Origin of the sequence: Pantoea sp. RG18 (assembly GCF_025910075.1) — a bacterium.
Classification (GTDB): domain Bacteria; phylum Pseudomonadota; class Gammaproteobacteria; order Enterobacterales; family Enterobacteriaceae; genus Pantoea; species Pantoea agglomerans.
The window spans coordinates 1-14,106 of the sequence record NZ_JAPCIL010000013.1; the positions used below are offsets into that span (position 1 = coordinate 1).

The window sequence follows — 14,106 nt, forward strand, 5'->3', positions numbered from 1 at the left end:
AAAGTGCGGGGCTTTTTTACGTCTGCAGATCGTGAAAAACTGCATCACAACATCCATTTCAGCGTTTCTCAAGCCAGTCGGCAATGAAGTCTGCAACGCTGTCCGGACGATTTATATCCAGAACTGGCACGTTCAGCGTTAATTTCTGGTCGCTGGCGACAGCGATTACCTGCTCATCAAGCAGTTCCTCGATCCCACCCTTGATCCCGGCCCGCCATAAAACAATTTTAGGTACGGGTTCATCTTTGAAGCCTTCGACCAGCACGACCTCAAGCGTAGCGTGATCCATGCGGCTGAGCAGATAAGGCAGATTAATCGACTGCTTTTCCGGCGTCTCACACATCAATGCCCATCGCTCTGAACTGGCCACTATCACCTGACTGGCACCCGCTTTTCTGAGCAGATAGCTATCTTTGCCTGGCGTATCCACATCCATCTGATGATGGGTATGTTTAATCAATCCTGCGCGGATACCTTTATCGCCGAGAATCGGTATCACCTGCTGCAATAGCGTCGTTTTCCCGGTTCCACTCCAGCCCACAATGGCAAGTATAGGTAATGACATGTCAGCCTCTGTTGTTCAGGTCATCAGGCGTATTGATATTGCGGAAGGCAGCCTCATCCTCATCCATCCGGACAGCATGGCCACCGTGGTCGCGCAGAAAATGCATAAGACGTCGTTCTCCAGCCTGAAGATAGTCATAAAGAGGTGCAGCCATTTCTCGATGAATCAGCGCCAGCGTAGGATGATCGCGCGACTGTGAACGTACCCAGACTGCCGGCGCCTCACCGCGTTGATCGACCAGTTTTTCGACGAAGTAGAGAGGTATTGCAGGCGTATCGCAGGAGCAAAAAGCGGCCCATTCACCGTCGATGGCGAGCAACCCACTGTAGATCCCGGCCAGCGGACCGGGATAATCATCAAAAACATCCTGAATAACCCGACATCCGCTTAACTGATAGCGATCAATATTACGATTCGCATTAATCATGACAATGTCGACTTGTGGCCTGAGCCGTTCAAGGACATGCTGATAAAGCGGCCTGCCATCCAGCTGTACTAGCCCTTTGTCCTGACCACCCATACGGCGGCCCTGACCACCGGCCAGAATGATGCCGGTTAATATTGTCATGACTGTGCCCTCGCTGATGACGCACTGTGAAAGGAGAAATCTGAATGAAATGCCATCGTTTAAACGAGTTAATCGAGTTGCTGCAACCCGCCTGGCAAAAAGAGCCTGATCTTAATCTGGTCACATTTTTGCAGAAACTGGCTCAGGAATCTGGTTTCCGTGGCCCGTTAAGTGAATTAACCGATGATGTATTAATTTACCATCTCAAGATGCGTGACTCAGCCAGCGATGATGAGATACCAGGCCTGAAAAAAGATTATGAAGTTGATTTCAAAACAGCACTGCTCCGCGCACGGGGTGTCATTAAACAGGACGAGTAGTGTTATCCTTGGCTGCTATTTGCAAGGGCAACTACAGGTAACATGATGAGCGACGCTGCTTTTAACTTCCAGACATTGAATCCCGACGTGTTGCTTGATGCGCTCTGGGAAACAGGAATTCGCGTCGAATCGGGTCTGACAGCCCTGAACAGCTACGAGAACAGGGTTTATCAATTCAGCGACGACGAAAAACGCCGCTATGTTGCGAAGTTTTATCGCCCACAGCGCTGGCGTGCCGAACAGATTGCTGAAGAACATCAGTACGCACTTGATCTGCTGGCTGACGAAGTGCCCATCGCGGCGCCACTGCGGTTAAAGGGTGAGACACTGCACAGTCACGCTGGCTTCTTCTTTGCCGTATTCCCCAGCCTGGGCGGACGGCAATATGAGACAGACAACGAAGATCAGATGGAGTGGGTAGGCCGCTTCCTGGGCCGCATTCATCAGACCGGGTGTAAAGCGCTGTTCAGGCATCGGCCTGCCATCGGTCTGGATGAATATCTGCATGAACCCCGGCAGGTGCTGGAGCACTCTCTGTTAGTGCCTGCATCGCTTAAAGTCGCACTGCTACAGGCTATCGATAAGCTGGGAAACACGCTGCAACAACAGTGGCACACCACGTGGCAGCCGCTACGATTACATGGCGACTGCCATCCGGGTAATATCCTGTGGCGTGACGGACCGCTGTTTGTCGATCTGGATGATGCCCGTAATGGCCCGGCTGTGCAGGATCTCTGGATGCTGATCAGCGGCGATCGTCAGGAACAGCGTATTCAATGGGATATACTGCTGGAGGCGTACAGTGAGTTCAGTGATTTTGATATTAATGAATTGTCACTGATTGAACCTTTACGCGCCATGCGCATGGTTTATTATCTGGCCTGGGTTGTCCGACGCTGGCAGGATCCCGCTTTTCCGCGCGCTTTCCCCTGGATGACAGATGAAGATTTCTGGCGCAGGCAAATTTCACTCTTTACCGAGCAGGAGAAGCTGTTGCAGGAACCTCCTCTGCAGCTGACACCGCAATATTAATGACGTAGTCAGGAGAATTTTTCACGATGAAAAAAATTTGGTTTGCACTGATGGGTTTAGTGCTGGCATTCAGCGCATCTGCTGCCCAGTTCACTGAAGGTAAACAATATGTGAGTCTGCCTAAACCTGTGGCCGGCGAACCTCAGGTGATGGAGTTCTTCTCCTTCTTCTGCCCGCACTGCTATCAGTTTGAACGTATTTATCACGTCAATGACGCGGTGAAAAAGAATCTGCCTGCTGACACTAAGATGGTGAAATACCACGTCGATTTTCTCGGTGGAGAACTGGGGCCGGTCGTGACCCATGCCTGGGCTGTCGCGATGGCGCTGGGCGTTGAAGATAAAGTGACAGCACCGATCTTCGATGGCATTCAGAAAACGCAGACCATCACCGATCCTGCCAGTCTGAAAGAGACCTTTGTCAAAGCGGCCGGTATCTCTGCGGCGGACTATGATGCAGCCTGGAACAGCTTCGCCGTAAAAGCGCTGGTTGCGCAGCAGCAAAAAGCCGCTGCTGATGTTGATCTGCGTGGTGTGCCTGCTATTTTCGTGAATGGCAAATACATGGTTAACAACGGCGGTCTTGATACCAGCTCTATGGATAATTTCGTCGCAGACTATGCGAACGTGGTTAAATTCCTGGTAAGCCAGAAGTAATCAGCCTCACACCCCCGTTAAACGCCAGCTCTGCTGGCGTTTTTTTTATGCCTTTGAACAACGGGCCAATTTTTGTCCATCTCCAGGGCATAAATTTAATATCCACACAAGGGATCGCGCTATTAAAAATAGCGATCGTGTCACGGAAATTAAATAAGCCAATGAAATTTATGATTTTTATTCAGGTGCCGATTATTTATTTTCCTGAAAAACAGCGCGTTATAATTTTTACGCACAAAGTTATCCACAGAACGATCGTTGCGATCCTGTCCCCAAAAGCGTGAAAAACACCAGACGTGGCACGCCTTAGTTCACCATTTCTGCCTGGTTGTGGCATCCTTATAGCCCAACTCATAGCAACGAAGACTACACAGACTTATGGCGCAAATAGCAGAAAATCCCCTGATTCTGGTCGATGGCTCATCCTATCTTTATCGCGCGTATCACGCGTTTCCGCCGCTGACCAACAGTGCAGGTGAACCCACTGGCGCCATGTACGGCGTGCTCAACATGCTGAAAAGCCTGCTGGCGCAATACAATCCGAGTCACGTTGCTGTGGTGTTCGATGCCAAAGGCAAAACCTTCAGAGACGAGCTGTTTGAGCATTACAAATCTCACCGTCCCCCGATGCCTGACGAGCTCCGTGCACAAATTGAGCCACTGCATGAGATGGTGCGGGCGATGGGGCTGCCGTTGCTGGCTGTGAGCGGCGTCGAGGCTGATGATGTCATCGGTACGCTGGCGCTGGAAGCGGAGAAAAAGGGTCTCTCAGTGCTGATCAGCACCGGCGACAAAGATATGGCGCAGCTGGTCACGCCCGCCATCACGCTGATTAACACCATGAGCAACACCATTCTGGGACCAGAAGAGGTTGAGCAGAAATATGGTGTTCCACCCGCATTGATCATCGATTTCCTTGCCATGATGGGTGATAGCTCCGATAACATTCCTGGCGTGCCAGGCGTCGGTGAGAAAACGGCACAGGCGTTGCTGCAGGGGCTGGGCAGCATGCAGACGATCTATGACAATCTGGACAAAGTGGCCGATCTCGGATTTCGTGGTGCCAAAACCATGGCGACCAAACTTGAGCAGAATCGTGATGTGGCGTTTCTCTCTTATCAGCTGGCGACCATTAAGACAGACGTTGAGCTGGCGCTGCCCTGTGAAGAGCTCACAGTCACTGAACCCGATACAGAGGCATTGCAGGCCCTGTTCAGTCGTTACGAGTTCAAACGCTGGCTGAGTGACCTGCAGGACGGTAAATGGCTGCAGGGCAAAAAGAGCACTACGCAGGCGCAAAAAGCGCTGGCTGATGAACCGGCCCCGGTGGCTGAAACCAGCAGCGTGTTACCGACCGAGGGTTATGTCACCATTCTGGATCAGGATCTCTTTGATAGCTGGCTGGAGAAGCTGAAAAACAGCGAAGTCTTTGCGTTTGATCTGGAGACCGACGCGCTGGATACCCTGAGCGCTAACATCGTCGGCATCAGCTTCGCGGTGGCGCCCGGTGAAGCCGCCTATCTGCCGGTTGCCCATGACTATCTTGATGCGCCTGATCAACTGGATCGCGCCACCGTTCTGGCACAGCTCAAGCCCCTGCTGGAAGATGAGAGCGCCTGGAAAGTTGGCCAGAACCTGAAATACGATCGCGGCGTGCTGAAAAACTACGACATTGAACTGGCCGGTATCAAATTCGACACCATGCTTGAGTCCTATATCCTCAACAGCGTGGTGGGCAAACATGACATGGATAGCCTGGCCGCTCGCTGGCTTAACCATAAAACCGTGACCTTCCAGGAGATCGCCGGTAAAGGTAAAAATCAGCTGACGTTCAATCAAATCGCGTTAGAGCAGGCATCCCATTACGCTGCCGAAGATGCAGATGTGACTTTGCAGCTGCATCTGAAGATGTGGCCAGAGCTGGAGAAAGAAGCGGGACCGAAAAAAGTCTTCGAACAGATTGAGATGCCGTTACTGACGGTGATTTCCCGCATAGAGCGCAACGGCGTGCTGATCGATCAGTCTATTCTGGCGCAGCACTCGAAAGAGCTGACGGCCCGACTGGCTGAGCTTGAGTTAAAAGCGCATGAGCTGGCGGGGGAACCCTTTAACCTCTCATCCACCAAGCAGCTTCAGGTGATCCTGTTTGAAAAACAGGGCATCAAACCCACGAAGAAAACACCAGGCGGCGCGCCGTCAACCAGCGAAGAGGTGTTAGCCGAGCTGGCACTTGATTATCCGTTGCCCAAAGTGATTCTGGAGCATCGCGGCTTATCCAAACTTAAGTCTACTTACACGGATAAATTACCGCTGATGATTAATCCGATCAGTGGCAGGGTACATACCTCTTATCATCAGGCCGTCACCGCAACCGGACGCTTATCCTCTGCCGATCCGAATCTGCAAAACATTCCGGTGCGTAATGATGAAGGACGCCGAATCCGTCAGGCATTTGTTGCGGCCAAAGGCCATCGCATTGTGGCGGCAGACTATTCACAAATCGAACTGCGTATCATGGCGCATCTCTCTCAGGACAAAGGATTGCTGGACGCTTTTGCCCAGGGCGAAGATATCCACCGCGCGACGGCATCCGAAGTGTTTGGCGTGGCGCTGGATAAGGTCAGCGGCGAACAGCGTCGCAGCGCCAAAGCGATCAACTTTGGTCTGATTTATGGCATGAGCGCCTTTGGTCTGTCGCGTCAGCTGAATATCGGCGCGGGTGAAGCGAAAAAGTATATGGATCTCTACTTTGAACGCTATCCGGGCGTCCTGCGCTATATGGAGAACACACGCCAGCTGGCGGCGAGTAAAGGCTATGTCGAAACGCTGGAAGGCCGTCGGCTGTGGCTGCCCGATATTAAATCCGGTAACGCCATTCGCCGGAAAGCCGCTGAACGTGCCGCGATCAATGCGCCGATGCAGGGAACGGCAGCCGATATCATCAAGCGGGCAATGATTGCCGTGGATAACTGGCTGGAACAGCAAAACGACAATGCCGTCAGAATGATCATGCAGGTTCACGATGAACTGGTGTTCGAAGTCAAAGCCGAGGCGGTTGAAGAGGCGAGCCAGAAAATCCGTGCGTTGATGGAAGATAGCGTACAGCTCGACGTACCTTTACTGGTTGAGGTCGGTGTGGGTGACAACTGGGATGAAGCCCACTGATTCGATGCGTGTGGTCGGTTCTGAAGAACAGAATCGGCCCTGAATCAGGTATAAGAAATTCGTTTAGTTGACCGGTTTAGCGCGGTCAACGCTGGCACTGAGAGAAAGCGCTTTTCTAACTGCTTATCGGCTAAACACTTTTTTCGTCATTAAACTACATCACAACGCTATTTTTGTGACGTGCATGGTAAAAAAAGTCCTGTTTGATGTAAGTAAGCAACAAAAAAGCCTTTGTCACGCACAGAAAATCAGGTAAAGTTCGTCGCGTAGGGTACAGAGGTAAGATGTTCTATCTTTCAGACCTTTTACTTCACGTAATCGGATTTGGCTGAATTTAGCCGCCCCAGTCATTCTGTGACTGGGGCGTTTTTTATTGGGCTTTTTGTACCGTCAGCGTCACCGGCACAGGGTTTCCACTCACTCTTCCGCGTCCTGATCTTCAACCGCCGGTTCAAGCGTATTAAACCAGCTGTCCAGCTTCTGACGAACCTTATCCACGCCGATTTTCTTCAGCGATGAGAAGAGTTCTACCTGCACATCACCAACAAATTCGAGTGCGGCTTCACGCACGACATTGAGCTGCGCTTTACGGGCACCTGAGGCCAGTTTGTCTGCTTTAGTAAGAAGCAACAGCACCGGAATGCCACTTTCCACTGACCACTGAATCATCTGCCGGTCGAGATCTTTCAGCGGATGACGGATATCCATCAGGATAACCAGTCCTTTCAGCGCCTGACGTTTTTGCAGGTATTCACCTAACGCGCGCTGCCACTTCAGCTTCATCTCTTCCGGGACTTCGGCATAACCGTAACCGGGCAGGTCGACCAGACGCTTACCTTCTTTCACTTCAAACAGGTTAATCAGCTGCGTACGTCCCGGCGTTTTACTGGTACGCGCCAGACCCTTCTGATTGGTTAACGTATTCAGCGCACTCGATTTTCCCGCGTTCGAGCGGCCAGCGAAAGCCACTTCAATTCCGGTATCGGCAGGCAGATGGCGGATATCCGGCGCGCTCATGACAAAGTGGGTAACGTGATAATTCAATTCAGACAAGGTGACACTCCAGAAAACGCATTAAGGCAATGCGGGCGATTATACGCGTTATGACGCGAAAGTGCTCAATCGCATCTCGGTAACAAACTTTGTAAGAGATTTGCCATTAACGGTGCGGGTTATTTCGCTTTTTACTTTAATTACTAAAAATAAAAAAATATGTAATTCAATGCCTTGATGTTAATCGTTCTTTTTTTGAACTAACTATTTTTGACACTGACTTGAGGCTTTTACCAGTTGGTCTACATTAGTGTGCAGTGCACGGCAGCACACATCAGGATGATGCGCTCAGGGATACCAGGAGGGTTATGAGCGATGGAATGGAACAGGGTCAGGGATGCGGCCAGACAGGGATAAGGAATAGCTCAGGAGTTGAGCAGGCGCGGGATTAACCGGGATGTTACGAGCCGAAAAGGATTTAAAACATGATTCCTTCTTATGAAGGTATGAAATAAGGCGACAGCTTGAGCTGTCGCCTTTTTTCTTTGTCTACTTTCTGCTAGATTTCGCCGCAATTCTATACTGAATAAAAAAAGCCGGGACCGAATACTATGAAGCAACCTGCACGAGCTGCTAACGGCAAACCTGCCGTCAAAGCCAAACGCAAATCGCGTGACGATATCAACCATGAAGCACGCGATCGCAAACGTGATAAAAAGCATCGCGGACATGCATCTGGCAGCCGTGCTAATCCGGCTGCGTCCGAAAACAATGGCGGACGTCAGGCGGACAGCGTCAAAGATCCGCGCATCGGGAGTAAAAAACCGGTGGCCCTGATCGCTGAAGGAAAAACCGCCGCCGTTAAACCAAAGAAAAGCGCAGAAAAACCGGCAGCAGAGAAGAAAGTGCGTCTGACACCAGAAGAAGAGCTGGCGAAGCTGGAAAATGACGAACGTCTGGATGCGCTGCTGGATCGGCTGGAAAATGGCGAAACGCTGTCGGCTGAAGATCAGGGCTGGCTGGATGCCTCGCTGGATCGTATCGACGAACTGATGGAGCAGTTAGGCATTGTGATGGATGATGCCGAAGATGAGCAGGCTGAAGAAGATATGTACCGTCTGCTGAAAGGCAACTAAGCAAATTTGATCGGCATGCGTTACCCGCATGCCGCGCTTAACAGGTAAACGACAATGTTTTGGCCTGGATCAATTTTCGCGCTGCTGGCGACATGTTATCTGCTGTGGTTATTGTTTAAACTACGACGCTGTCGCGTCTGAAGCAACGTTTACGTCGGGTCTCATCCCGCTCACCTTTTATCTCCTCTTCTTCGCGACCTTCTCTCAGACGACGTCACCGGAAGGAGTGAGCATGCCATCGCAGCAGATTGAGTGGGATCAGGCGTTAATTGAAAAGTACAATTATGCCGGCCCGCGTTACACCTCCTATCCCACTGCGCTGGAGTTCAGCGAGCAGTACGCGGAAAACGACTTCCAGCGTGCCGTGGCGCGTTACCCCGATCGTCCGCTGTCGCTCTATGTCCATATTCCCTTCTGCCATCGTCTCTGCTACTTCTGCGGCTGCAATAAGATAGTGACGCGTCAGCGCCACAAAGCGGACCGCTATCTGGATGTGCTTGAGCAGGAGATTATTCAGCGTGCGCCGCTGTTTCGTCAGCGTCAGGTCACGCAGCTTCACTGGGGCGGCGGCACGCCAACCTTCCTCGACAATGCGCAGATTTCCCGGCTGGTGGGTTTACTGAAGCAGCATTTCAGCGTGGCCGATGATGCCGAAATGTCGATCGAAGTGGATCCCCGGGAAATTGCGCTGGATGTGATTGATCACCTGCGATCGCTGGGATTCAACCGGCTGAGCATGGGGGTGCAGGACTTCAACAAATCGGTGCAGGAGCGGGTTAACCGGGTACAGGATGAAGAGGTGATTTTCGGGCTGATGGCGCGTGCCCGTGAACAGGGGTTCAGCTCGACCAGCATTGACCTCATCTATGGTTTACCCCTGCAGACGCCCGCCAGCTTCGCCTGGACGCTGGAGCGGGTACTGGCGCTGAGCCCGGATCGTCTTAGCGTCTTTAACTATGCGCATCTGCCGGCGATGTTCGCGGCACAGCGTAAAATCAAAGAGGGTGAACTGCCATCGGCTCAGCAAAAGCTGGATATTTTACAGCAGACCATCGCAACCCTGACTCAGCAGGGCTACCAGTTCATTGGAATGGATCACTTTGCGAAGCCGCAGGATGAACTGGCTATCGCGCAGCGCAAAGGCCAGCTGCATCGCAATTTCCAGGGATACACGACGCAGGGCGACAGCGATTTGCTGGGGCTTGGCGTCTCTGCCATCAGCATGATTGGCGACAGTTATGCGCAGAACCAGAAAGACCTTAATACCTGGTACAATTGTGTGGAACAGCAGGGAAATGGCCTGTGGCGTGGCATCGCCTTAACCGACGATGATTGCCTGCGTCGGGACGTGATAAAAACGCTGATTTGTAACTTCTCGCTGAATTTTGCCGCGACAGAAGCGCAATGGGGCATTCGCTTCAGCGACTATTTTGCTGAGGACCTGGCGCTGCTGAAGCCGTTGATAGCTGATGGGCTGGTGGAACAAACCGCTACGGGGCTGGAGGTGACGGGAATTGGCCGGTTACTGATCCGCAATATCTGCATGTGCTTTGATCGCTATCTGCGTCAGAAAGCGCGTCAGCAGCAGTTCTCCCGCGTTATCTGAAGAAACGGGCTGGCAGACTTCACCAGCCCGTACTGAACCGCTTATTCCATGCCCAGCTCTTTGAGCTTGCGCGTCAGCGTGTTTCGTCCCCAGCCCAGCAAACGTGCCGCTTCCTGTTTGTGGCCCTGCGTATGACGCAGCGCAGTAGTGAGCAGCGTGCGCTCCATCTCCGGCTGGGCTTCTGACAGCAGATTCTGATGACCGGAACGCAGAGCGCGATCGGCCCACTGTGCCAGCAGCGTTGCCCAGCTGTCAGGCAGCGACTGTACCGGATTCTCCGGCGTACTGGATTCAAACAGTTCTCCGGGCAGGTCCTGAATCAGGACTTCCTGACCCGCAGCCATCACGGTCAGCCAGCGACAGGTGTTCTCCAGCTGACGCACGTTACCTGACCAGTGCAGTCGGGTTAACGCTGTCTCGGTTTCCGGATGCAGAATCTTCGCTTCCACACCCAGCTCACGCGCCGCTACCTGGAGGAAATAACGCGCCAGACGCGGGATATCCTCACGACGCTCACGCAGCGGTGGCAGATGCACACGAATCACATTCAGGCGGTGAAACAGATCCTCACGGAACTTGCCTTCCTGTACGCGTAATTCCAGATTCTGGTGGGTCGCCGCGATAATACGCACATCCACTTTGACCGGCGCATAGCCACCAACGCGATAGAACTGGCCATCGGCCAGCACGCGCAGCAGACGGGTCTGCACATCCAGCGGCATATCACCGATCTCATCCAGAAACAGCGTGCCGCCATCCGCCTGCTCAAAACGGCCCTGACGGATCTGGTTCGCCCCGGTAAAGGCGCCTTTTTCGTGACCAAACAGTTCTGATTCAATTAAATCTTTGGGGATCGCCGCCATGTTGAGCGCGATAAAGGGCGCTTTGGTGCGCGGGCTATGGCGATGCAGCGCATGGGCCACCAGCTCTTTACCGGTACCGGACTCGCCGTTGATCAGCACACTGATCGACGAGCGCGATAATCGTCCGATGATGCGGAACACATCCTGCATCGCGGGCGCTTCACCGATGATATCGGTGGTGGGTCCGCTGACCGGCTGATTACGTGGCTGCTGCTGCTCCTGATAGTGGCTGATAGCACGCTCGACCAGCGCAACCGCTTCATCAATATCGAACGGCTTAGGCAGGTAATCAAAGGCACCCTGCTGATAGGCGCTGACGGCAGCGTCCAGATCAGAATGCGCCGTCATTATGATGACCGGAAGCATCGGATGACGCTGCTTAATCTGTTTCAGCAGCGCCAGGCCATCCATACCGGGCATGCGAATGTCTGACAGTAAAACGTCCGGGGTCTTGGTTGAGAGGGCATCCAGCACCTCGCTTGCGCTGTCAAAAGTCGCACAGCTCAAACCGGCTCCAGTGAGCGCGCGTTCAAGCACCCAGCGGATGGAGCTATCGTCATCGACGATCCAGACTATCCCTCGTTGCATAGAAACCTCACTGGCGAATAGGCAGGTAAACCGAGAATTCGGTGTGTCCCGGCCAACTGTTAAATTCTATTTTTCCTGAATGTTGATCAATCAGGCTACGGGCGATGGAGAGGCCTAAACCGGTACCGCCTTCGCGTCCGCTGACCATCGGATAAAACAGCGTATCCTGCAGCTGGGCCGGAATGCCGGGGCCATCATCTTCAATATCAATACGTGCCACCAGGCGATAACGCGTGCCGTGCAGCGTCAGCTGGAAAGCCGTGCGGGTGCGGATAATAATGGTGCCGCCATCGTCGCCCAGCGCCTGAAGCGCATTGCGCACCACGTTAAGCAGCACCTGTTCAATCTGATCGGGATCGTGCGGCAGTTCCGGCAGGCTGGGATCATAATCCCGTACCAGCGAGACATTCTCCGGCAGCTCCATCGACACCAGATTGACCACCCGTTCGGCCACCTGATGAATGCTCTGCGTGATGTGCATGCCCGGCTGCTGCGGCCCCAGCAGACGATCAACCAGATTCCGCAACCGGTCGGCCTGTTCAATAATCACTTTGGTATATTCATTCAGCGAGGGATCGGGCAGGGCGCGGGATAAAAGCTGTGCCGCGCCGCGCAATCCTCCCAGCGGATTTTTAATCTCATGGGCCAGGCCGCGAACCAGATCGCGAGCGGCCACCTGCTGGGCGTGCTGTAACTGCTCCTGACTGAGACGACGCTGATTATCCATCGGCGCCATTTCCATCAGGATTAAGCCATCGGGTAACCGCTGGGCGGTCAGCGACATAATGTGCGCGCGACCATCTACCACCAGCGTGACCTCACTGTCAGTAAATCCCTGGCCAGCCTCAAGACTCTCGCGCATCACCTCGATATTCAGCGAAAAGTAGCCGGTTAATTCCGGTAACGGCGTGCCGAACAATTTGCGTGAGCTTTGCGCCAGTAATTGCTGCGCCGCCGGGTTGGCGTAATGAATAACCAGATCGTTATCCACCAACAAAATACTGTTGATTAACGCGTTGAGAATCTGCCCTGCATCGGGCAGAGAGCCAGTTGCCATACAACGTTCCTCTGCACTAAAGAGGTGCATTTTAGTCTTTAAGCCGAAAAGAGGGCGAATGAACGGTGAATTCGCGGAGAAAAAAGCCCATCCGAAGATGGGCTAAAAGTTTCCACGGCAACAAAAAACGTCTGACCAGTTAAACGCTGTAGTAGAGCTCGAACTCAACCGGGTGTGGCGTCATGCGAACGCGATCCATCTCTGCTTTACGCAGTTCGATGTAAGCATCGATCGATTCGTCAGTGAATACTCCGCCGCGGGTCAGGAACTCGCGGTCTTCGTTCAGTGCATTCAGCGCTTCTTCCAGAGAGCCTGCAACTTTTGGAATCTCAGCTTCTTCTTCCGGTGGCAGGTCATACAGGTTTTTGTCCATCGCATCGCCAGGATGGATTTTGTTGATGATGCCATCCAGGCCAGCCATCAGCAGTGCGGTGAACGCCAGGTATGGGTTAGCCGCTGGATCCGGGAAGCGCGCTTCGATACGACGCGCTTTCGGGCTGGCAACAACCGGAATACGGATTGAGGCTGAACGGTTACGGGCAGAGTAAGCCAGCATAACCGGTGCTTCGTAACCCGGGACCAGACGCTTGTAAGAGTTGGTGGTCGGGTTCGCCAGGGCGTTGATCGCTTTAGCGTGCTTGATGATACCGCCGATGTAGAACAGCGCCATTTCAGACAGGCCGCCGTACTTATCGCCGGCAAACAGGTTCTGGCCACCTTTGGAGAGTGACATATGGCAGTGCATGCCTGAACCGTTGTCGCCAAACATAGGCTTCGGCATAAAGGTCGCGGTTTTGCCGTAAGCGTGCGCAACGTTGTGAACCACATATTTGTAAATCTGAATTTCGTCCGCTTTTTTGGTCATGGTATTGAAGCGGGTTGCCACTTCGTTCTGACCCGCGGTCGCCACTTCGTGGTGATGCGCTTCAACAACCAGGCCCATCTGCTCCATGGTCAGACACATGGCAGAACGAATGTCCTGTGATGAGTCAACCGGTGGAACCGGGAAGTAGCCGCCTTTCAGACCTGGACGGTGACCTTTGTTACCGCCTTCGTACTCTTTACCGGTGTTCCATGCCGCTTCTATATCGTCGATAGCAACGTGTGAACCGGACGTCGATGAGCCGAAACGGATGTCATCGAACAGGAAGAATTCTGGTTCTGGTCCAAACAGTACGGTATCAGCGATGCCGGAAGAGCGCAGGAAATCTTCAGCGCGCTTAGCGATAGAGCGTGGATCGCGGTCGTAGCCCTGCATGGTGCCTGGCTCGAGGATGTCACAACGGATGATCAGCGTAGAATCTTCGAAGAAAGGATCCATGACCGCCGTGGTGGCGTCAGGCATCAGCACCATGTCTGATTCGTTAATGCCTTTCCAGCCGCCGATAGACGAACCATCGAACATTTTGCCTTCTTCGAAGAAGTCAGCGTTAACCTGGTGAGCAGGGATCGTAACGTGCTGTTCTTTACCTTTGGTATCGGTAAAACGCAGGTCAACAAACTTAACTTCATGCTCGTTCATCATCGAGAGAACGTGTTCAGCGGACATACTCAACT

At 53.0% G+C, this 14,106-nt stretch carries 12 protein-coding genes; 6 read left to right on the plus strand and 6 right to left on the minus strand.

Translation table 11 applies throughout. The annotated features are described in order from the left end of the window. Window positions 1–58: 58 nt before the first annotated feature. Both mobB and mobA read right to left on the minus strand, forming a co-directional pair. Window positions 59–565 (minus strand): molybdopterin-guanine dinucleotide biosynthesis protein MobB, encoded by a 507-nt coding sequence (mobB, locus tag OK409_RS14400; RefSeq protein WP_052271761.1) that lies wholly within the window; start codon window positions 563–565, stop codon window positions 59–61. A gap of 1 nt (window position 566) precedes the next feature. Continuing rightward, window positions 567–1,133, minus strand: a complete 567-nt coding sequence (gene mobA, locus OK409_RS14405; protein WP_033781132.1) for a molybdenum cofactor guanylyltransferase MobA — start codon at window positions 1,131–1,133, stop codon at window positions 567–569. Between the two features lie 44 nt (window positions 1,134–1,177). Between mobA and OK409_RS14410 the strand changes: the two genes are divergently transcribed. The 4 genes from OK409_RS14410 (at window position 1,178) to polA (ending at window position 6,306) form a co-directional block, all read left to right on the plus strand. Beyond that, a complete protein-coding gene (locus tag OK409_RS14410; protein WP_033759287.1) occupies window positions 1,178–1,453 on the plus strand; it encodes a YihD family protein in 276 nt (91 codons plus the stop codon). 45 nt (window positions 1,454–1,498) lie between these two features. Then, complete coding sequence (locus OK409_RS14415) at window positions 1,499–2,485, plus strand: serine/threonine protein kinase (RefSeq protein ID WP_033773175.1); 987 nt, start codon at window positions 1,499–1,501, stop codon at window positions 2,483–2,485. A gap of 26 nt (window positions 2,486–2,511) precedes the next feature. Beyond that, window positions 2,512–3,141, plus strand: a complete 630-nt coding sequence (gene dsbA, locus OK409_RS14420; protein WP_010258458.1) for a thiol:disulfide interchange protein DsbA — start codon at window positions 2,512–2,514, stop codon at window positions 3,139–3,141. Between the two features lie 378 nt (window positions 3,142–3,519). Further along, window positions 3,520–6,306, plus strand: a complete 2,787-nt coding sequence (polA, locus tag OK409_RS14425; protein WP_031591928.1) for a DNA polymerase I — start codon at window positions 3,520–3,522, stop codon at window positions 6,304–6,306. A gap of 417 nt (window positions 6,307–6,723) precedes the next feature. Here the strand turns inward: polA and yihA are convergent, their stop codons facing one another. Next, a complete protein-coding gene (gene yihA, locus OK409_RS14430) occupies window positions 6,724–7,359 on the minus strand; it encodes a ribosome biogenesis GTP-binding protein YihA/YsxC (RefSeq protein WP_010258448.1) in 636 nt (211 codons plus the stop codon). A 551-nt stretch (window positions 7,360–7,910) separates the two neighbouring features. Here yihA and yihI point away from each other — a divergent pair. After that, a complete protein-coding gene (gene yihI / locus OK409_RS14435; protein ID WP_010258445.1) occupies window positions 7,911–8,435 on the plus strand; it encodes a Der GTPase-activating protein YihI in 525 nt (174 codons plus the stop codon). Window positions 8,436–8,667: 232 nt separating this feature from the next. Next, window positions 8,668–10,041 (plus strand): oxygen-independent coproporphyrinogen III oxidase, encoded by a 1,374-nt coding sequence (gene hemN, locus OK409_RS14440; RefSeq protein WP_052271766.1) that lies wholly within the window; start codon window positions 8,668–8,670, stop codon window positions 10,039–10,041. Window positions 10,042–10,082: 41 nt separating this feature from the next. Here the strand turns inward: hemN and glnG are convergent, their stop codons facing one another. From glnG to glnA, 3 genes are all read right to left on the minus strand, one after another. Next, window positions 10,083–11,492, minus strand: a complete 1,410-nt coding sequence (gene glnG / locus OK409_RS14445; RefSeq protein WP_010258440.1) for a nitrogen regulation protein NR(I) — start codon at window positions 11,490–11,492, stop codon at window positions 10,083–10,085. A 7-nt stretch (window positions 11,493–11,499) separates the two neighbouring features. Continuing rightward, window positions 11,500–12,549, minus strand: coding sequence for a nitrogen regulation protein NR(II) (gene glnL / locus OK409_RS14450; protein ID WP_008926971.1), 1,050 nt, complete (start codon window positions 12,547–12,549; stop codon window positions 11,500–11,502). Window positions 12,550–12,688: 139 nt separating this feature from the next. Then, window positions 12,689–14,098, minus strand: coding sequence for a glutamate--ammonia ligase (gene glnA, locus OK409_RS14455; protein WP_010258434.1), 1,410 nt, complete (start codon window positions 14,096–14,098; stop codon window positions 12,689–12,691). Window positions 14,099–14,106 lie beyond the last annotated feature (8 nt).

Coding starts and splice junctions, on each gene's coding strand:
- mobB (WP_052271761.1), bottom strand. CDS start 565: ATGTCATTACCTATACTTGCCATTGTGGGCTGGAGTGGAACCGGGAAA.
- mobA (WP_033781132.1), bottom strand. CDS start 1,133: ATGACAATATTAACCGGCATCATTCTGGCCGGTGGTCAGGGCCGCCGT.
- OK409_RS14410 (WP_033759287.1), top strand. CDS start 1,178: ATGAAATGCCATCGTTTAAACGAGTTAATCGAGTTGCTGCAACCCGCC.
- OK409_RS14415 (WP_033773175.1), top strand. CDS start 1,499: ATGAGCGACGCTGCTTTTAACTTCCAGACATTGAATCCCGACGTGTTG.
- dsbA (WP_010258458.1), top strand. CDS start 2,512: ATGAAAAAAATTTGGTTTGCACTGATGGGTTTAGTGCTGGCATTCAGC.
- polA (WP_031591928.1), top strand. CDS start 3,520: ATGGCGCAAATAGCAGAAAATCCCCTGATTCTGGTCGATGGCTCATCC.
- yihI (WP_010258445.1), top strand. CDS start 7,911: ATGAAGCAACCTGCACGAGCTGCTAACGGCAAACCTGCCGTCAAAGCC.
- hemN (WP_052271766.1), top strand. CDS start 8,668: ATGCCATCGCAGCAGATTGAGTGGGATCAGGCGTTAATTGAAAAGTAC.
- glnG (WP_010258440.1), bottom strand. CDS start 11,492: ATGCAACGAGGGATAGTCTGGATCGTCGATGACGATAGCTCCATCCGC.
- glnL (WP_008926971.1), bottom strand. CDS start 12,549: ATGGCAACTGGCTCTCTGCCCGATGCAGGGCAGATTCTCAACGCGTTA.
- glnA (WP_010258434.1), bottom strand. CDS start 14,098: ATGTCCGCTGAACACGTTCTCTCGATGATGAACGAGCATGAAGTTAAG.